Below are 16,928 nucleotides of genomic sequence, written 5' to 3'. Positions count from 1 at the left end.
ACCCCCTTGTTACTGGCTCAACACCGGAATGATTTCGGATGCCACCTGATCACGAATCTTTTCCCACGGCACGGTAATCGGAACGAAATCACCGGCAGCATGTGACACCGGAACGTAGAACCGCAACCCGGTCGGCACGGGTATCCACTGTTCGAGTCGCCCATTGACGGTCTCCTGGCGCACCCGCGCGGTCGGGTCCAGCTCAGGTAGCACCTGCCTCAGCCGTTCCAGGGCGGCATATTGGTTGGAGAACAGATCGTCATAGGTAATCGGTTGCGCGGTATCGCTGTTGACGACGAACGTCGAGACCGACTGATTCGGATGCGCGCCACCGGCGTACCAGAAATACACCTGGATGCCCGCCACCACGTGCGGTCCGATCATCGCGACACGAGTGCTCTCCCGCTCAGGACCGATATCGCCCTCGCTGATCGAAACCTGCTGGCTCTTCGCGGGACCGGACAGCGCATCGATCACATCGCGCAGCGCGCTGCGCATGCCGTCGTTAAATCGATCGCGGACAGCGGGCACTCCGCCGGAGAGCTGTGGCAGTTGCACGTTGTAGGTCACCATCCCCTCGGCCCCCTTGACCGGCTCCAACACCGGCGTATACCCGAAGGCCGGGGCGGGGCTCGCCAGAGTCAGCGATGACGTTGTCCCCGAGGAAGACTCGGTTGTGGTGGGTGTCGGTGCCGCCCCATCGGCGGCACGTCCGCATCCGGACGCGACCACACACATCGCCACAGCGACCGCGACGCCGCCCCGGACGCTCACGTGGGCGCGTTCGCGGGCTGGAAGGTGCCGCTCACATCCGCTTCCTCCTCGGCCCGGATGACGTGCACGACCGCATTGATCAACGCCAGATGGGTGAAGGCCTGCGGGAAGTTGCCCAGATGCCGACCGGTGCGCGGGTCGATCTCCTCGGCGTAGAGCTGCAGCGGGCTGGCGAAGGAGAGCAATCGCTCGCACAGGTGGCGAGCCCGGCGAACCTCACCGATCTCCACCAACGCCGACACCAGCCAGAACGAACAGATGGTGAAGGTGCCCTCCTCACCCGAAAGTCCGTCGTCGGTCTCCTCCACCCGGTAACGCAGCACCAGGCCGTCGTGAGTCAGCTCATCGGCGATCGCCAAGACCGTCGCCCGAATCCGCGGATCGTCGGACGGCAGGAAACGGTTCAGCACCGCGAGCAGCAGCGAAGCATCCAAAGCCGTTGAACCGTAACGCTGTACCAACACCCCGCGTTCATCGACGCCATTCTCCAGGATGTCGTCCTTGATCTCATCGGCGACAGCACGCCACTGCTGGGCATAACTCTTCTCACCATGCATCTCGGCAAGTTTCGCGCCGCGGTCCATCGCGACCCAACACATGATCTTGGACGAGGTGAAATGCTGCGGTTCCCCGCGTACTTCCCAAATGCCACGGTCGGGCTCACGCCAATGCCGTGCCGCCTCTTCGGCCTGGTTCTTCAGGATCGGCCACAGCGTCGCGGGAATCTGTTCCCGCGACCTGGCGTGCACATACACCGAATCGAGCATGGTGCCCCAGATGTCGTGCTGGATCTGATCGAAGGCACCGTTACCGATTCGCACCGGCCGCGCCCCGTCGTACCCGGACAGATGGGGCAGCTCCCCCTCGGTCAGAGTGCGTTCGCCACCCACGCCGTACATGACCTGCAACGGATGTTTCTCGCCATTGTTCGCGCCCGAAGCATCGGCGATGAATGAGAAGAAGTCGTCCGCCTCACGGTCCAGACCCAGCGTGTAGAGGCCCCACAGCGCGAAGGTGGAGTCCCTCACCCACGAGTAGCGGTAATCCCAGTTACGCACTCCCCCAGGAGTTTCCGGTAGCGACGTGGTCGAGGCCGCCAGCAGCGCGCCCGTCGGCGAGTACGCCAGGCCCTTGAGGACCAGCGCACTGCTCTGCAGGTACGAGCGCCACGGATGGTCGGGAAATTCGCCGATGTTGATCCATTGCCGCCAGGCCTCGGCGGTCTTCCACATCTTATCGGCGGCCTCAGCATATGTCTGCGGCACAGGGTGTTTGGACCAGCTCAACGCAACGAACACGTTGTCGCCCTCGGTGAGCCGGGTGCGGGCACGCGCTTCCCGGCCCTCCAGCCCCAACCGAAGATTCGTGGTCAGCTTCAGCGTCGGATTGGCGTCGGGGTTCTTGGTGGCCCGGCAGGTCGCCTCACCGTAGCCGTCGCCGGAGTACTCCCAGGTGGCACCCTCACGGTGATAGTCGAACGCGGGCTCGCAGTTCATGAGCACTTCGACCGTCCCGCTGACACAGCGCACGGTGCGCAGCAGGATGTGCTCGGCATCCCAATCTGTCGGGGTGCGCTTATGCGTTTTCGACCGGGAATCGACGTCGTGCCAGGGCCCCAGCACCAACGCGTCGCGGACAGTCAGCCATCCGGTCTTGGTCTGCCACGTGGTTTCCACCATCAGGCTGCCCGGCAGGTAGCGGCGCGCGGCCGGCACATTGTGCCCGTACGGCGCGATCCGGAAATGCCCCGCCCCACGATCAAGGATCGCCCCGAAGATGCTCGGCGAATCCGGCCGCGGAACGCACATCCACTCCACCGATCCGTTGGCGGCGATCAGGCAGGTGTTCTCCCAATCCGAGAGAAATGCGTAGTCGGCAATGGGCGGAAACGGGCCGCGCCGCTGAACAGGAGACTGACTGGAAAGCAGTCCTTCTAGCGACAGCTCGGGATCAAGAGACGACACCATCCGACCATCGTAGGTGCGATCTGGCTACCCGCCCGGCTCATTAGCGTCTGCGAAGCAGGTAGATGCCGAGGCCACCGAAGAGCAGCAGGTTGAACACCAAAAGGGACACAAGGACACCGGTGGACCCTCCGCTACGCGGACCTGCCAGGTAGATCACCAGGTCGATGCCGACAAGCAGGCATGCGGCGACAAGTGCGGTCCAGATCAGGGTGGTCGGTTTCATGCTGTCGCCTGACCCCGCGCCGCGTCCAGTTCGCCGGCCAACACCGACATCAGTTCCGCCACCGGCAGGGCCCGGGCCCGATGATGTTCGGTGCCGGCCCACAGCGACATCACGTCCGGATCTCCGCTTGCCCGCAGCTCCTTGGTCGCCGAGTTCAGCGCCGGGAAGCTCACCGGGGCAACCGATTCCATATCCCGCTGGAATGCATTCGAGATGCTTCGCGCCGGGCGGCCCGAGAAGACCCGCGTCACCACCGTTTCGGCCGGTCGCAGCAGGGCGTCTTTGTAGACCTGTTTGGCACCCGACTCGTCGGTGACCACCAGCGCGGTGCCCAACTGGGCGGCCGAGGCTCCCGCGGCGAGTACCCGGGCGATGTCGGCGCCGTCCATAATTCCGCCCGCTGCCACCAGCGGTAACGCGGTGACCGCCCGCACGTTCGCGATCAGATCGGCCAGCGGCTCTTCGGGGGCACCGGCATCGAAACTGCTGCGATGACCGCCGGCCTCGGGGCCCTGGACAACCAGCGCGTCGGCTCCGATGCCCTCCGCGATCGTGGCCTCGACGGCACTGGTGACGGTGATCCACACCTCGGATCCAGCCTCGTGTAGCCGGTGCGCGTCCTGCGCGGACGGCACGCCAAACGTGAACGACACCACGGGGACAGGTTTGGCCACCAGGTACTCGATCTTGTCGGCATACGCGTCGTCATGCCAGACCGGATCACCCGGAGCCACCTCGAGTTTGTCGGCCCAGATCTTCAGCTTGTCCAGGTACTCACCCAGGTCGGCCCCCAGATCTGGCGTGGGAACGAAGATGTTGAAACCGAAGGGAAGACCGCCCATCGCCTCACGGTCCTGGTCCAGCTGCTCGACGCTGCGGTACCCCGCCGGCAACAGACCAAAACCGCCGGCCCCACTCACGCCGCGCGCCAACGCCGGAACGGTGATACCGCCGGCCATCGGGGCGCCGACAACTGGAAGACGAAGCCCGGCAAGCACGGTACTCATGTCGCTCAGCGTATCGACGCGATGAGTTTTCCGGCCGGGGTGGGTCGGTATCGGTATGACAACCTCATCCGCCTATCCCACCGCCGTCACCCGCGAGGAATGGCTGACGGCCCGCAAGCACCTGCTGACCCGCGAGCGCGAGGCCACCCATCTGCGCGATGCCGTCAACGCCGAACGCCGACGCCTACCCATGGTGAAGATCGAAAAGGATTACCTCTTCGAAGGCCCCGACGGGCCGGTGCGGCTCGTGGACATGTTCGAAGGCAGGCACACCCTGTACATCCACCATTTCATGTGGCTTGACGACGTCGATCGCGGCTGCCCCAGCTGCACCGGTGCGGCCGATATGACGTTCACCGAACGAGATCGCGCCTTGTTGACCGACAAGGGCGTCACCTTCGCCTGCGTGTCCCGCGCGCCCTACGCAAGCATCGCCCGATACCGCGACGAACACGGGTGGACCTTCCCGTGGTACTCGACCAATGACGGCGATTTCAGCTACGACTTCCACGTCACGCTCGACCCGTCACGTACGCCGATCGAGTACAACTACAAGTCGCTCGAGGAGCTACACGCCGACGGGTTCAGCGAGGAAGACCTGCGCGGGGATTGGCCCGGCGCCAGCGTCTTCCTCCGCCGTGGAAACGAGGTTTTTCATACCTATTCGGCCTTCGCCCGCGGGCTGGATCATTCCGCGGTCGGGTATCCGTTCCTGGACCTGACACCGTATGGGCGTCAGGAGCCGTGGGAGGAATCGCCCACGGGCTGGCCGCAGGGCGGGGCCGTCGTCGGGATGCCGAGTCAGGAGTGCGAGCACTGAGCCCGAACCTCCGCTAGGACTACTTCTTCGGCTTGTCCGCGGCGGACTCGGTGGACAACGCCGCCACGAAGGCCTCCTGCGGCACCTCGACCCGTCCGATGGTCTTCATGCGCTTCTTGCCCTCCTTCTGCTTCTCCAGCAGCTTGCGCTTACGGGTGATGTCACCGCCGTAGCACTTGGAGAGCACGTCCTTACGGATGGCCCGAATATTTTCGCGCGCAATGATTCTCGAGCCAACAGCGGCCTGCACCGGCACCTCGAACTGCTGACGCGGGATCAGCTCCTTGAGCTTGACGGTCATCTTGTTGCCATACGCGGAGGCACCGTCCTTGTGCACGATGGCACTGAACGCGTCGACCGCCTCACCCTGCAGCAGGATGTCGACCTTGACCAGGTCGGCTTCCTGCTCGCCGGCCTCTTCGTAGTCCAGACTGGCGTAGCCGCGAGTGCGCGATTTCAGCGAGTCGAAGAAGTCGAAGATGATCTCGCCCAACGGCATTGTGTACCGCAGCTCAACACGCTCCGGCGAGAGGTAATCCATGCCGCCGAGTTCACCGCGCCGTGACTGGCACAGCTCCATGATCGAACCGATGAACTCGCTCGGTGCGATGACAGTCGTCTTGACTACCGGCTCGAATACCGAACGGATCTTGCCCTCGGGCCAGATGGACGGGTTGGTCACCATCATTTCGGTGCCGTCCTCCTTGACCACGCGGTACACCACGTTGGGCGCGGTCGAGATCAGGTCGAGGTTGAACTCGCGTTCGAGTCGCTCACGGGTGATCTCCATGTGCAGCAATCCCAGGAAGCCGCAACGGAATCCGAAGCCCAGCGCCACCGAAGTCTCCGGCTCATAGGTGAGCGCCGCGTCGTTGAGCTGCAGCTTGTCCAGCGCCTCACGAAGATTCGGGTAGTCGGATCCGTCCACCGGATACAACCCGGAGTACACCATCGGCCGCGGCTCGCGATAACCGGTGAGCGGCTCGGTCGCACCCTTGCGGGCGGAGGTGACGGTGTCACCGACCTTGGATTGGCGCACGTCCTTCACGCCGGTGATCAGGTAGCCCACCTCGCCCACCCCAAGGCCCGCAGAGGGTTTGGGGTCCGGTGAGACGATGCCCACCTCCAGCAGCTCATGGGTGGCGCCCGTCGACATCATCGCGATCTTCTCGCGCGGGGTGATCTTGCCGTCGACGACACGCACGTAGGTGACGACGCCCCGGTAGATGTCGTACACCGAGTCGAAGATCATCGCGCGCGCCGGAGCGTCCGGATCACCTTGTGGCGCGGGAATGAGCCGCACCACCTCGTCCAGTAGTGCCTCGACGCCCTCGCCGGTCTTGCCGGAGACCCGCAGCACATCGGAGGGCTCGCAGCCGATGATGTGCGCAATCTCCTCGGAGTAGCGCTCGGGGTCGGCCGCGGGCAAGTCAATCTTGTTGAGGACCGGAATGATGGTCAGGTCCTTGTCCAGTGCCAGGTACAGGTTGGCCAGCGTCTGCGCCTCGATGCCCTGCGCGGCATCCACCAGCAGCACCGCGCCCTCGCACGCCTCCAGCGCCCGCGAGACCTCGTAGGTGAAGTCCACGTGCCCGGGGGTGTCGATGAGGTGCAGGACATAGTTCTCGGGCCCGTTCTCGCCCTTGAGCTGCCACGGCAGCCGCACATTCTGCGCCTTGATGGTGATGCCGCGCTCACGCTCGATATCCATGCGGTCCAGGTACTGGGCACGCATGGACCGCTCATCGACCACACCCGTCAACTGCAGCATCCGGTCGGCCAGGGTCGACTTCCCGTGGTCGATATGGGCGATGATGCAGAAGTTACGGATAAGCGCCGGGTCCGTGAACGTCGTGTCGGCAAAACTTGGCACGGCACCATGCTCCCATGCCGCGCGCCATGCTCCTGACACACACGTCGCGAGGGACTACCGGTCAGTATGCTCGCAGCATGGCGTCACAGTGGCAGACGCTCGGGCGGAGGCTCGGGAAGATCGCGGTGGACACTCTTGAACAAGTCGTGTTCCGCGAAGGCCCGAAGGTGCTGCGGCAACTACAGGGGTCGGAATTCGTTCAGCGGGGGTTGCAACGCGGGCTGGAAGCGATCGGCGTCGTGGAGACCGAGCAGCAGACCGCCATTCCGGGTCGCCCCGTAACCAACCGCAGTGTGCCCACGGCCCATCGGGCCCGTCGCATCGAATACACGCCCGACCTGGACGGTCGCGCCGATCCCGGCGAAATCGTGTGGACCTGGGTGGTCTACGAGGATGACCCGTCACAGGGCAAGGATCGCCCCGTGCTCGTGGTGGGGCGAGATGGCTCGGTGCTGTTGGGCCTGATGCTCTCGAGCCAGGAACGCCACGACACCGACCCGGACTGGGTGGCGCTCGGCAGCGGCAGCTGGGATTACGACGGCCGCCCCAGTTGGGTACGCCTGGATCGCGTGCTCGATGTTCCCGAGGAGGGAATTCGGCGCGAGGGCGCCATTTTGGACGTTGAGCGATTCAACATCGTGGCCATGCGCCTGCGTACGCACTTCTCCTGGAGCTGATCGAACCGATCAGCGCAGCTCAGTGCTCTACGGAGTTGCGTACCGGCAGAGGCGTGAACATGGCCTGATCAACGAACTGTGCGGTGTACTCAGCCAGTTCTTCACGCTCAAGACGCAGCCGTCCGTCGAGCCATGCCAACACGGTGCCGGCAACACCGGCAGCCAGGGCTTCGGCCTGTACCGCGGTGTAATTGGGGTCGGCGTCCGGATCGAACTCGGCGCGCGCGGCACCGAGCATCAACGCCATGTAGTGCGTCAACCGCATGCGGCGACGAGTAAGCCGTTGGCTGCCCATCGCCTCGGTGGCGATCACACGGGCGCGACGGGGATCGGCGGTCAGTGCGGTCACCGCACCCACGACACCGGCATGCACCTGCGAGCGTGAGTCCTTCTCGGCCGTAGCCATCGCAGAACCCGCGGTGGCGATGCTGTCCTCGATGATCCAGTCGAAAACGGCGACCAGCAGCTCGTCAAGGCCGTCGAAGCACTCGTAGAAGTAACGGGTGTTCAGTCCGGCCGTCTTGCAGATCTCCCGAACCGTTGTCGCCGCCCAGCCGGAGCTGGCCATAACCTCGAGCCCCGCCTCAAGAAGGCGTCGCCTCCGCTCCGCGCGGCGCTCGTCTGCCGTTCGTCCGCCGTATAGCCCGGTAGCTTGTTTGGTCACCATGGTCTACGCATTATTACTCCTCTTGCCAGACACCTGTGCAATAACTGGCTTTTCTGCGGTGTTTAGGCGAGTCGTGTGACTTCGACCACGACGTCCAAATCGGTCGAGCCACCCCCCGAGTAAATACCCTTGAGTGGACTGACGTCCGAGTAGTCACGGCCAACGCCCACGGTGATGTACTGCTCGTTGATCTCGCTGTCGTTGGTGGGGTCGTAATCCCACCACGCGCCGGCCCAGCCCTGGATCCATGCATGGCTCTGCCCGTCCACCGTCTCGCCCACCGCCGCATCGCCCTTGGGGTGCAGATACCCGGACACATAGCGCGCCGGGATCCCCATGCTGCGCAGCAGAACCAATGTCAGGTGCGCGTAGTCCTGGCACACGCCTTTTCTCTCACGCAGCGCATCCAGTGCCGACGAGTGCACACCGGTGGTTCCGGGCACGTAGTCGAGCTCCGAGTGCACCCATTTCGATGCCGCGACAATGGCCTCGGCGGGGGTGGCATCCTTAGCGATCCGCTTGCCCACCGACTGCACCTTCTTGCTGTGCGGGACGTACGCACTGGGCGACAGATACTCGTCGAATCGGTCGATGACGGCGTCGGCGTGGATGTCATCCCAGCCCACGGTTTCCTCCGGCTTCTCCGCGACATCGGTCTCCACCACCGACAGACCCGTGACCTCCAGCTCGGTATGGGGTGCGTGCAGATCGAACGTCGTGACGGCAGTACCCCAGTAGTCGACGTACCGATACGACCGGGTGGCCGGCACCGTCTCCACGCGATTGAGGATGACGTTCTGGCGACCGTCACTGCGCGGCGTCAACCGCGCCTCGTTGTAGGACGCGGTCACCGGCGTCTTGTACGCGTAACCGGTGGCGTGGACGACTCGCAAGCGCCACATCAGATCTCCCCTTCCTCAATGGGATCCACATCGTGGCGGCCACCGGCATCGGTCCACGCCACCCACGGCGCGGCGTGGAAGTACTGCAGCGCCACCGCCTCACCCAGTTCCCGGCAGGTCTGTTGCAGGCCGGCCAGTCGTGTCGGCAGGTCCTCCAGCAGCACTCCGGGACGCATGAACTCCAACTCACTGCGGGCCCGTCCCAGCAGCCGCTGGGCCTCGGCGCGCGCGCCAACTCGGCTGTGTGGCTGGTGATCCAGCTCCTCCAGACTCAGCTCGGCCTGGCGCAGTGAGTGGAACACCGAGCGCGGGAACAGCCGGTCCAGCAGCATGAACTCGACAACCCGGCTCGCGTCCAGAACCCCGCGATAGGTGCGCAGGTAGGTGTCGTGCGCGCCCGCGCTGCGCAACAGCGTGACCCAGGCGGGTGAGGACGCGCGGTCACCAACACGGGACAGCAGCAGCCGCACCGTCATATCCACCCGCTCGATGGAGCGGCCCAGCACCAGGAATCGATAACCGTCATCACGGCTGAGCGTCGAGTCGGCAAGTCCCGCGAACTGCGCGGCGCGCCCCTCCACGTAGGTGAAGAACTCATGCGGGCCCAGTCTGCGGGCGGCGCGCTCGCGATCGGCCAGCGCGTTGTAGGTGGTGTTGAGGCACTCCCACATCTCGGTGGATGTCACCTCACGTGCACCGCGGGCATTCTCACGCGCTTCGGAGATGGAGTCGACGATCGACCCACCCTGCACTCCCCTGCTGAACGCGACCAGCTCGGTGAGTGACCACACATCGAGCACGGTGTCGGGTGCGTCGATGCCCAGCACACGCAGCAGCACCCGGGAGGCATGATCGGGATCCACGCTGGCGTCCTCGAGCAGCTGATGCACCGTGACGTCGAGGATGCGCGCGGTGTCATCGGCACGCTCGACATATCGGCCAATCCAGTAGAGCGACTCAGCGTTTCGCGCCAGCATTAGGACATCACCTGCTGTTGTTGTTGCTGCTGTTGCACCTGCAGACCCGCAGTGGCCGCCTCGGGCCCCTGTTCAACCTCCGCCGCCTTCGGCAGCTCGGGGACCACCTCGGCCCCCGAAAGCTCACGCTCGGCGACAGAAGCCCGCGAGGCCAGCACCCAGGTGTCCTTGGAACCGCCGCCCTGACTGGAGTTGACCACGAGCGAGCCTTCCGGCAGCGCTACCCGGGTGAGGCCACCGGGCAGCACCCACACGTCATCACCGTCATTGACCGCGAACGGACGCAGATCCACGTGCCGCGGCACCAGCTGATCGCCGATTTTTGTGGGCACCGTGGACAACTGGACTACGGGCTGAGCCACCCAGCCACGCGGGTCCGCTCTGATCTTCTTGGCGATCGCGGCGCGTTCCTTCTCGGTGGCGTCGGGGCCGAATACGATGCCGTACCCGCCGGACCCCTCCACCGGCTTGATGACGAGCGCGTCGATGCGGTCAAGCACTTCCTCGCGCTCGTCGTCCAGCCAACATCGGTAGGTATCCACGTTCGCGACGATGGGCTTCTCGCCGAGGTAGTACTCGATGATGGTCGGCACGTAGGTGTAGACGAGCTTGTCGTCGCCCACCCCATTGCCGACGGCGCTGGAGATGACGACGTTCCCAGCGCGTGCGGCGTTGAGCAGACCCGCGACACCGAGCACCGAATCGGGGCGGAACTGCATGGGGTCCAGAAAGGTGTCGTCGATGCGGCGGTAAATGACGTCGACCTGACGCTCACCCTCGGTGGTGCGCATGTAGACCTGGTTGTCGCGGCAGAACAGGTCGCGTCCCTCGACAAGCTCCACACCCATCTGGCGGGCCAGCAAGGAATGTTCGAAGTAGGCCGAGTTCGCGACACCCGGTGTGAGAACCACCACGGTCGGGTCCGCCTCATTGGTAGCCGCCGACTTGCGCAGGGCGCGCAGTAGATGCGAGGAGTAGTCGTCCACCGCGCGCACCCGATGGGTGGCGAACAGGTCCGGGAAGACCCGTGCCATGGTGCGACGGTTTTCCATCACGTACGACACCCCGGACGGGGACCGCAGATTGTCCTCAAGCACCCGGAAGGTGCCCTGCGCGTCGCGCACAAGGTCAATACCTGCGACGTGGATGCGCACCCCATTGGGCGGATTGATTCCGGCGGCCTCACGGTGGAAGTGCTCGCAAGACGTGACCAGGGCCCGTGGGATCACCCCGTCACGCAGGATCTCCTGATCGCCGTAGATGTCGGCCAGGTACATCTCCAGCGCGCGGACCCGCTGCGCGATGCCCCGCTCCAGCCGTGACCACTCGGCCGCGGCGATGACGCGCGGCACCAAGTCCAGCGGAAACGGGCGTTCCTGCCCCGACAGCGAGAAGGTAATGCCCTGATCGATGAACGCCCTGCCCAGCGCGTCGGCACGCGCGGCCAGGTCGGCGGCATCGGTGGGCGCCAGCTCGGCGTAGATCCCCTTGTACGGCCCGCGCACGTTGCCATCGGCGTCGAACATCTCGTCGAAGGCCTTGGCGTAAGCACCCTTCTCGGACACCAGTTCGCGGTAACCGCCGAATATCTGGTCATCTCGCCGGGTTAGCCGTGGCGTTGCCGCCGTGCGTGTGGGTCGCCCCGAGTTCGGCATCACTGTTCGCAGGCTCACCTTGCCCATGCTGCACCAACTCGCCGGATTCGGCAGTGCGTGCGCGCGTATCGCCGATACTTGCTGGATACCTGGACGCAATCTGGCGTTGTGCGGCCACCCGCCGGTTTCAGGTTTCGGCCAGACCCCTGGTAGTCTCTTCCCTTGCGGCGCTGCTCAGCTGCCCCGGATCCAATGATCTGGAGGCCGCCGCCCTACCAGACGATTTACCGAAGGACTTAGACGCGTGGCCAATATCAAGTCGCAGGAAAAGCGCATCCGCACCAACGAGCGTGCCCGGTTGCGCAACCAGGCGACCAAGTCATCCCTGCGCACGGCCGTCCGCGGTTTCCGCGACGCGCTCGCCGAGGGTGACAAGGAGAAGGCGGGCGAGCTGCTCGTCTCGACCAGCCGCAAGCTGGACAAGGCCGTCACCAAGGGTGTCATCCACAAGAACCAGGCCGCCAACAAGAAGTCGGCGCTCGCCCTGGCTCTGAACAAGCTCTGACCTAAATTTTCCGATCAACGCCGAGCGCGCTCGGCGTTTTTCGCGTCTTCAGGCAGCCCCGGCCGGGTCAGGTGTTCACCAGCTCGGCAACCTTGCGCACCGCCGATTCCAGGGCGTAGTCGGCATCGGCCGCCACCCCCTTCACATCGGCGTTGAGCGCGGCCACCACCCGGATGGCCTCGGCCACCGCGTCACGCGACCACCGGCGCGCCTGCTTCTGGGCCTTCTCGATACGCCAGGGCGGCATCCCGAGCTCGGACGCGGCCGCGTAGGCGTTCTGTTTGATCGGTCCCACCCGGGCGATGGTGTGCACCGCCTCGGCGAGCGCATCGGCCAACAGCACATGCGGAACACCCCGCTGCATTGCCCAGCGCAGCGCCTCGGTCGAGCCGGCGACATCACCCACCACCGCCTTGTCGGCGATATCGAATCCGGAGACCTCGGCACGTCCGGAGTGGTAGCGGCGCACCGCAGCCTCGTCGACGTTGCCGTCGGTGTCCGACACCAACTGCGAACACGCGGCGGCTAGTTCACGAATATCGGAGCCGACAGCATCGATCACGATGGCGACCACATCGGCGTCCACCTTCTGCCCCAGGCGGCGGAACTCCTTGTGCACGAAGTCGGCTCGCTCGGCGGCCTTGGTGATACGCGCGCAGTCGTGGACCGCGGCACCGAGCTTCTGCAACGTGGCAGCGAGCGCCTTCGCGCGTCCACCCCCCGAATGTTGAACGAGCAGAAAGGTTCCCGGTGGAAGATCGGAAGCCGCCTGCTCGATGAGGATGACGGAATCCTTGCCCGCCTCGGCAGCGGCCTCCACGACGATGACTCTTTCGTCGGAGAACAGCGAGGGGCTCAGCAGCTCGGCCAGCTCCGCCACGTCGACCTGCCCCGCGCGCAGCCGATTGACGGGGATGTCCGCACCCGCCTTACCGCGCACCGCGTGCAGCACCGAGGTCACCGCACGCTCGACCAGTAGTTCTTCGTCTCCCAGGATCAGGTGCAGCGCATCGGTCACCTGACGATCGTCCCATGCCGCAGGGACAGGGAGTGATTAGCACGTACTCCTGTTTGAGCCGGGAAATTCTGGAAACATTACCGACCAGTAGCACTGTTGCTCCCCCACTCAGCGGACAGGATGGCCGGCCAATGACAACGGAGTCTCTGCACATCATCGCTGCTGCCGACGAAGGCGGCGGCGCCGCGCTCGACCAGGTGATCGGCATGTCGGTGGCTGCCACGATCGTCTCGGGCGGTCTGCTGTGGATTGGATATCTGCACCGCCAGCGACGCATCACCTGGCTCCAGAACCTGGCAGAGAAGATCGGCAACAAGTTCAATCGACCACCCTGGGTGGCCCTGCAGATCTGTCTGTTCGTCTCGACGATCGTCGCTGCGCTGTTCGGTTTCATCTGGGACGTCAGCCTGCACATCGGCAAGGGCCGTGACGCGGGCCCGCTGGCCAACCCCGCGCATTACTTCATCCTGTTCGGGTTGTTCCTGCTGTTCATCGCGGGCACGCTGGCGATAGTTCTGCCCTATGACAGACCCGGTTCGGCGGCGGTGCGCATAACCCGCACCTGGTACGCGCCGGTGGGCGGTCTGCTGATGGCGATGTGCGGCCTGTACGCGTTGATCGGGTTCCCGCTGGATGACATCTGGCACCGCATTTTCGGCCAGGACGTCACGCTGTGGGGTCCCACGCACCTGATGCTGATCGGTGGCGCCGGACTGTCGCTGGTCTCTGTGCTGATCCTGGAATACGAAGGCCGCAGGGCCATCGGCTTCAATGCAGATGACGACACCAATTTCGTGAAGTTCTTGCGCTACTTATCCTTCGGCGGCTTGTTCATCGGACTGTCGGTGTTCCAGATCGAGTACGACTTCGGTGTGGAACAGTTCCGACTGGTCCAGCAGCCCATGATGATCGCCGCGGCCGCCGCCTTCGCCGCGGTGTGCGCGCGGACCGTGATGGGCCGCGGTGCGGCCGTCTTCGGCGCCCTGCTCGCCATCGTCCTGCGTGCGGCGGTCTCACTACTCGCCGGACCCATCCTCGGTGGACCGACGAGTTGGTTCGCGCTCTACCTCGGGCCGGCTCTGGTCGTCGAACTCATCGCACTGACCCCGCTCATCAAGCGCCCCATCCTGTTCGGAGCCATTGCGGGCCTCGGTGTGGCCACCGCCGGCCTGTGGCTGGAATCGCTCTGGATCGGTGCTGTCTATCGTTACCCGTGGCCACTGAGCATGTGGCCGGAAGCGCTGGCGATGTCAGTGCCTGCCGCCATCGCGATGGGCGTCTGCGGCGCACTGCTGGGCATGGTGCTCACCGGCCAGAAGCTGCCGAAACGATCGGTCAGCATCACGGCGGTCGTCCTGACGGTGCTGGTGCTGGGTGCCGCGGTGGCCAACGGCCTGCGCACCGAGGTGCCCGAACACGCCACCGCGACAATCACATTGAACGACCTGTCTAACGACGGCGGTAAGCGGATGGTCTCGGCGGACGTGGTGATCAACCCGCGCGACCTCATCAGTGACGATCCCGAATGGGTGACAATTCTGTCCTGGCAGGGCGGCCTGGCCAATGACCATGGTCTGGCCATCGACAGACTGCAAAAGATCGGTGAGGGCCACTACCGTTCGACGCAGCCCATTCCGGTGTATGGGTCGTGGAAGACGCTGCTGCGTGTGCAGGACGGCACCACCATGACAGGGGTGCCGATCTTCCTTCCCGCTGATCCCGGCATCGGAGCACCGGAGACGCCAGCATTGGCTTCCAGCACACGGCCGTTCACCGAAGAGCTGACGATCCTGCAGCGTGAACGCAACCAGAACCATCCCTCGTGGCTGTTCAACGTGGCATCACTGGTGGTGCTGTTCTGCACGCTCGTGCTCATCGCCGCGTTGAGCTGGGGCGCCGGACGTATCAATGGCACCGAAACTCGCAGCGCCAGTGACGCATTGCCGACCCCGGATCCCAAGGAGCCGGTGTCGCACGGCCCATGACCGTCCAATACCTGGCCGATCACTCGCTGCTATTGGCGTTGCCCGCGTTCGCACCCGCGGTTGTGGTGGCGGGCGTGGTCATCTGGGTGGCGATGCGGGACCGGCGCCAGGCCGATGAGGACGATCCGCTCGGCGAAGAAGAACACCCCGATTAGGAGGAATACAAGGATGACGATGAGAGCCCTGACCGCGATCACCATCGCAGTGTTGGCGTGTGCCGGGTGCACCACTTCGACGAAGGCCCCGGCCACCGACTCCAGCGCGCCGCCCGCGCCGCTGACCATCAACGTCACCATCAAGAGTGGGGTCGTCACGCCGACCAACGCCACGCTGCAGACGCGCGTCGCCGAACCCATCGTGATCCGCGTAGACAGCGATACCGCCGACGAGTTGCACGTTCACTCGACTCCGGACCACAGCTTCGAGATCGCGCCGAAGAGCGGCCAGACGTTCCAGTTCAGCGTCAGTGTGCCCGGGAAGGTCGACGTCGAGCTTCACAAACTCAAGAAGACGATCGCGACGATCTCCGTCCAGCCGTGACAGCCGATCGGTCGACGGCGGTACTCGCCCACGGGCTGGGTGGTTCGTCCGATCTTCCGATCCCCTACTCCTATGCACTGATTGGCGCGGCGTGGGCGTTGACGTTCACCTTCGCCGTGGTGGCACTGGCCTGGAAAAAACCCCGGTTCGACGCGAGTCGGTCCGGGCGGCCGCTGCCCGCCTGGGTCACCGCCGCCGCCGATGGCCCGGTCACCCGCCGGGTCGGCACCGCGCTGGTGCTCCTGGCAACCGCGTGGATCAGCGTGGCCGCGACACTCGGCCCGCAGGATGCCGCGAATCCAATGCCCGGTGTCTTCTACGTTCTGCTGTGGGTCGGCGTGGTGGCGCTGTCGCTGCTGTTCGGGCCCGCCTGGCGGGCGCTGTCACCCGTGCGAGCCGTCTACCGAGTACTACCGTTCTCGCGACGGCCCCCGCCTGCCGATTACCCGCAGCGATGGGGATATTGGCCCGCGGCTGCGGGTCTGTACATGTTCGTCTGGCTCGAACTGGCCAGCGTCGACCCTGGATCGCTTGGCGCGGTGAAGATCTGGCTGTCGGTGTACGTGGCGATAACCCTGGCGGGCGCGCTGGCCTGCGGTACCCGCTGGTGTGCGCGCGCCGATCCGTTCGAGGTCTACAGCATGGTGGCCTCGCGATTGTCACCGTTGCGGCGCAACGCCGATGGCCGTATCGCTGTCGGCAATCCGTTCGATCATCTGCCGTCGCTACCGATCCGGCCGGGCATCGTGGCGGTGCTCGCGGTGCTGCTGGGTTCGACCGCGTTCGACAGTTTCTCGGCCATGCCCGGCTGGCGCGCGTTCGTCGACGAGCTCGCCGGCGATTCGACAGTCACGGCCGTCACGATCCGAACCGCTGGGCTGACGGTCTTTGTGGCCACGGTTGCCACCACCTTCTGGCTCGCCGCGCGCGCGACCGGGGGCGTCACCGCGTCCACTCGCCGCGCTCTGCCAGGGCTGCTGGCGCATTCGCTGATCCCAATAGTCATCGGGTATGTGTTCGCCCACTATCTGACCTATCTCGTGGAGCGGGGTCAGCAGACGCTGCTGCGCCTGGCGGACCCCCTCGGGCGGGGATGGCTCTCCGAGGTCGACGTCTCCTACGTCTTGTCGATGCACCCCGCCGTGCTTTCCACCCTCAAGGTGGGATTCGTACTGGCCGGGCATATCGCGGGTGTGGTCGCCGCGCACGACCGGGCGCTGCGTGTGCTGCCCAAGAAACACCAGGTGACGGGCCAGCTCGCGATGATGCTGACGATGGTGGGCTACACCTTCACCGGGCTGTACCTGCTATTCGGTGGCTGACGGCCCGGTCACCCAA

17 protein-coding genes are annotated in these 16,928 nt (G+C 65.0%); 7 read left to right on the top strand and 10 right to left on the bottom strand.

Annotated features, from left to right (window positions below):
* Nucleotides 1–9 precede the first annotated feature (9 nt).
* Genes BB28_RS08725 through BB28_RS08710 form a run of 4 tightly spaced genes read right to left on the bottom strand, consistent with a single transcriptional unit; the run spans nt 10 to nt 3,971 of the window.
* Complete coding sequence (locus tag BB28_RS08725; protein WP_046253212.1) at nt 10–774, bottom strand: hypothetical protein; 765 nt, start codon at nt 772–774, stop codon at nt 10–12.
* Nucleotides 771–2,741 carry a glycoside hydrolase family 15 protein gene (locus BB28_RS08720; RefSeq protein WP_030095163.1) on the bottom strand — a complete coding sequence of 657 codons (1,971 nt, stop codon included), beginning with the start codon at nt 2,739–2,741 and terminating at the stop codon, nt 771–773. The genes BB28_RS08725 and BB28_RS08720 overlap by 4 nt, the downstream gene beginning before the upstream one ends.
* A gap of 40 nt (nt 2,742–2,781) precedes the next feature.
* The gene (locus BB28_RS08715; protein ID WP_030095162.1) at nt 2,782–2,964 is read right to left on the bottom strand and encodes a hypothetical protein; all 183 of its coding nucleotides are present in this window, start codon (nt 2,962–2,964) and stop codon (nt 2,782–2,784) included.
* Nucleotides 2,961–3,971 carry an NAD(P)H-dependent flavin oxidoreductase gene (locus BB28_RS08710; RefSeq protein ID WP_046253210.1) on the bottom strand — a complete coding sequence of 337 codons (1,011 nt, stop codon included), beginning with the start codon at nt 3,969–3,971 and terminating at the stop codon, nt 2,961–2,963. Before BB28_RS08710 ends, BB28_RS08715 begins: the two co-directional genes overlap by 4 nt.
* 55 nt (nt 3,972–4,026) lie before the next feature.
* On the opposite strand from BB28_RS08710, the gene BB28_RS08705 reads away from it, so the two are divergent.
* Nucleotides 4,027–4,791 carry a DUF899 domain-containing protein gene (locus BB28_RS08705; RefSeq protein ID WP_046253209.1) on the top strand — a complete coding sequence of 255 codons (765 nt, stop codon included), beginning with the start codon at nt 4,027–4,029 and terminating at the stop codon, nt 4,789–4,791.
* A gap of 19 nt (nt 4,792–4,810) precedes the next feature.
* On the opposite strand, the gene lepA is transcribed toward BB28_RS08705, so the two are convergent.
* A complete protein-coding gene (gene lepA, locus BB28_RS08700) occupies nt 4,811–6,664 on the bottom strand; it encodes a translation elongation factor 4 (protein ID WP_046255676.1) in 1,854 nt (617 codons plus the stop codon).
* A gap of 77 nt (nt 6,665–6,741) precedes the next feature.
* On the opposite strand from lepA, the gene BB28_RS08695 reads away from it, so the two are divergent.
* Complete coding sequence (locus BB28_RS08695) at nt 6,742–7,341, top strand: type II toxin-antitoxin system PemK/MazF family toxin (protein WP_046253208.1); 600 nt, start codon at nt 6,742–6,744, stop codon at nt 7,339–7,341.
* 19 nt (nt 7,342–7,360) lie between these two features.
* On the opposite strand, the gene gplR1 is transcribed toward BB28_RS08695, so the two are convergent.
* The 4 genes from gplR1 to BB28_RS08675 all read right to left on the bottom strand — a co-directional run bounded on the left by gplR1 (nt 7,361) and on the right by BB28_RS08675 (nt 11,542).
* Nucleotides 7,361–8,008 (bottom strand): TetR/AcrR family transcriptional regulator GplR1, encoded by a 648-nt coding sequence (gplR1, locus tag BB28_RS08690; RefSeq protein WP_046253207.1) that lies wholly within the window; start codon nt 8,006–8,008, stop codon nt 7,361–7,363.
* Between the two features lie 62 nt (nt 8,009–8,070).
* Nucleotides 8,071–8,910: a transglutaminase family protein gene (locus BB28_RS08685; protein WP_046253206.1), complete on the bottom strand. Its 840-nt coding sequence runs from the start codon at nt 8,908–8,910 to the stop codon at nt 8,071–8,073.
* Complete coding sequence (locus tag BB28_RS08680) at nt 8,910–9,887, bottom strand: alpha-E domain-containing protein (protein WP_030095155.1); 978 nt, start codon at nt 9,885–9,887, stop codon at nt 8,910–8,912. Before BB28_RS08680 ends, BB28_RS08685 begins: the two co-directional genes overlap by 1 nt.
* On the bottom strand, nt 9,887–11,542 hold the full coding sequence (locus tag BB28_RS08675) for a circularly permuted type 2 ATP-grasp protein (protein ID WP_046255675.1): 1,656 nt from the start codon (nt 11,540–11,542) through the stop codon (nt 9,887–9,889). The genes BB28_RS08680 and BB28_RS08675 overlap by 1 nt, the downstream gene beginning before the upstream one ends.
* Before the next feature lie 244 nt (nt 11,543–11,786).
* Between BB28_RS08675 and rpsT the strand changes: the two genes are divergently transcribed.
* The gene (rpsT, locus tag BB28_RS08670) at nt 11,787–12,047 is read left to right on the top strand and encodes a 30S ribosomal protein S20 (protein ID WP_030095153.1); all 261 of its coding nucleotides are present in this window, start codon (nt 11,787–11,789) and stop codon (nt 12,045–12,047) included.
* Nucleotides 12,048–12,114: 67 nt separating this feature from the next.
* Here rpsT and holA read toward each other — a convergent pair whose 3' ends face one another.
* Complete coding sequence (gene holA / locus BB28_RS08665) at nt 12,115–13,065, bottom strand: DNA polymerase III subunit delta (RefSeq protein ID WP_046253205.1); 951 nt, start codon at nt 13,063–13,065, stop codon at nt 12,115–12,117.
* 131 nt (nt 13,066–13,196) lie between these two features.
* Between holA and BB28_RS08660 the strand changes: the two genes are divergently transcribed.
* Genes BB28_RS08660 through BB28_RS08650 form a run of 4 tightly spaced genes read left to right on the top strand, consistent with a single transcriptional unit; the run spans nt 13,197 to nt 16,912 of the window.
* Nucleotides 13,197–15,050: a hypothetical protein gene (locus BB28_RS08660; protein ID WP_046253204.1), complete on the top strand. Its 1,854-nt coding sequence runs from the start codon at nt 13,197–13,199 to the stop codon at nt 15,048–15,050.
* Entirely contained in the window at nt 15,047–15,205 is a 159-nt protein-coding gene (locus BB28_RS25330) for a hypothetical protein (RefSeq protein WP_046253203.1), read from the top strand. Before BB28_RS08660 ends, BB28_RS25330 begins: the two co-directional genes overlap by 4 nt.
* Nucleotides 15,206–15,224: 19 nt before the next feature.
* A complete protein-coding gene (locus tag BB28_RS08655; protein WP_052740372.1) occupies nt 15,225–15,590 on the top strand; it encodes a hypothetical protein in 366 nt (121 codons plus the stop codon).
* Nucleotides 15,587–16,912, top strand: a complete 1,326-nt coding sequence (locus BB28_RS08650; protein WP_046253201.1) for a hypothetical protein — start codon at nt 15,587–15,589, stop codon at nt 16,910–16,912. Before BB28_RS08655 ends, BB28_RS08650 begins: the two co-directional genes overlap by 4 nt.
* Nucleotides 16,913–16,928 lie beyond the last annotated feature (16 nt).

The sequence above is a fragment of the Mycobacteroides chelonae CCUG 47445 genome (genome assembly GCF_001632805.1).
GTDB lineage: Bacteria > Actinomycetota > Actinomycetes > Mycobacteriales > Mycobacteriaceae > Mycobacterium > Mycobacterium chelonae.
This window is presented reverse-complemented; position numbering and strand designations above follow the sequence as displayed.

What these genes read in the sequence shown, in the direction of transcription:
- BB28_RS08720 (WP_030095163.1), bottom strand. Translation starts at nt 2,741, where the DNA reads ATGGTGTCGTCTCTTGATCCCGAGCTGTCGCTAGAAGGACTGCTTTCC.
- BB28_RS08715 (WP_030095162.1), bottom strand. Translation starts at nt 2,964, where the DNA reads ATGAAACCGACCACCCTGATCTGGACCGCACTTGTCGCCGCATGCCTG.
- BB28_RS08710 (WP_046253210.1), bottom strand. Translation starts at nt 3,971, where the DNA reads ATGAGTACCGTGCTTGCCGGGCTTCGTCTTCCAGTTGTCGGCGCCCCG.
- BB28_RS08705 (WP_046253209.1), top strand. Translation starts at nt 4,027, where the DNA reads ATGACAACCTCATCCGCCTATCCCACCGCCGTCACCCGCGAGGAATGG.
- BB28_RS08695 (WP_046253208.1), top strand. Translation starts at nt 6,742, where the DNA reads ATGGCGTCACAGTGGCAGACGCTCGGGCGGAGGCTCGGGAAGATCGCG.
- gplR1 (WP_046253207.1), bottom strand. Translation starts at nt 8,008, where the DNA reads ATGGTGACCAAACAAGCTACCGGGCTATACGGCGGACGAACGGCAGAC.
- BB28_RS08685 (WP_046253206.1), bottom strand. Translation starts at nt 8,910, where the DNA reads ATGTGGCGCTTGCGAGTCGTCCACGCCACCGGTTACGCGTACAAGACG.
- BB28_RS08680 (WP_030095155.1), bottom strand. Translation starts at nt 9,887, where the DNA reads ATGCTGGCGCGAAACGCTGAGTCGCTCTACTGGATTGGCCGATATGTC.
- BB28_RS08675 (WP_046255675.1), bottom strand. Translation starts at nt 11,542, where the DNA reads ATGCCGAACTCGGGGCGACCCACACGCACGGCGGCAACGCCACGGCTA.
- BB28_RS08660 (WP_046253204.1), top strand. Translation starts at nt 13,197, where the DNA reads ATGACAACGGAGTCTCTGCACATCATCGCTGCTGCCGACGAAGGCGGC.
- BB28_RS25330 (WP_046253203.1), top strand. Translation starts at nt 15,047, where the DNA reads ATGACCGTCCAATACCTGGCCGATCACTCGCTGCTATTGGCGTTGCCC.
- BB28_RS08655 (WP_052740372.1), top strand. Translation starts at nt 15,225, where the DNA reads ATGAGAGCCCTGACCGCGATCACCATCGCAGTGTTGGCGTGTGCCGGG.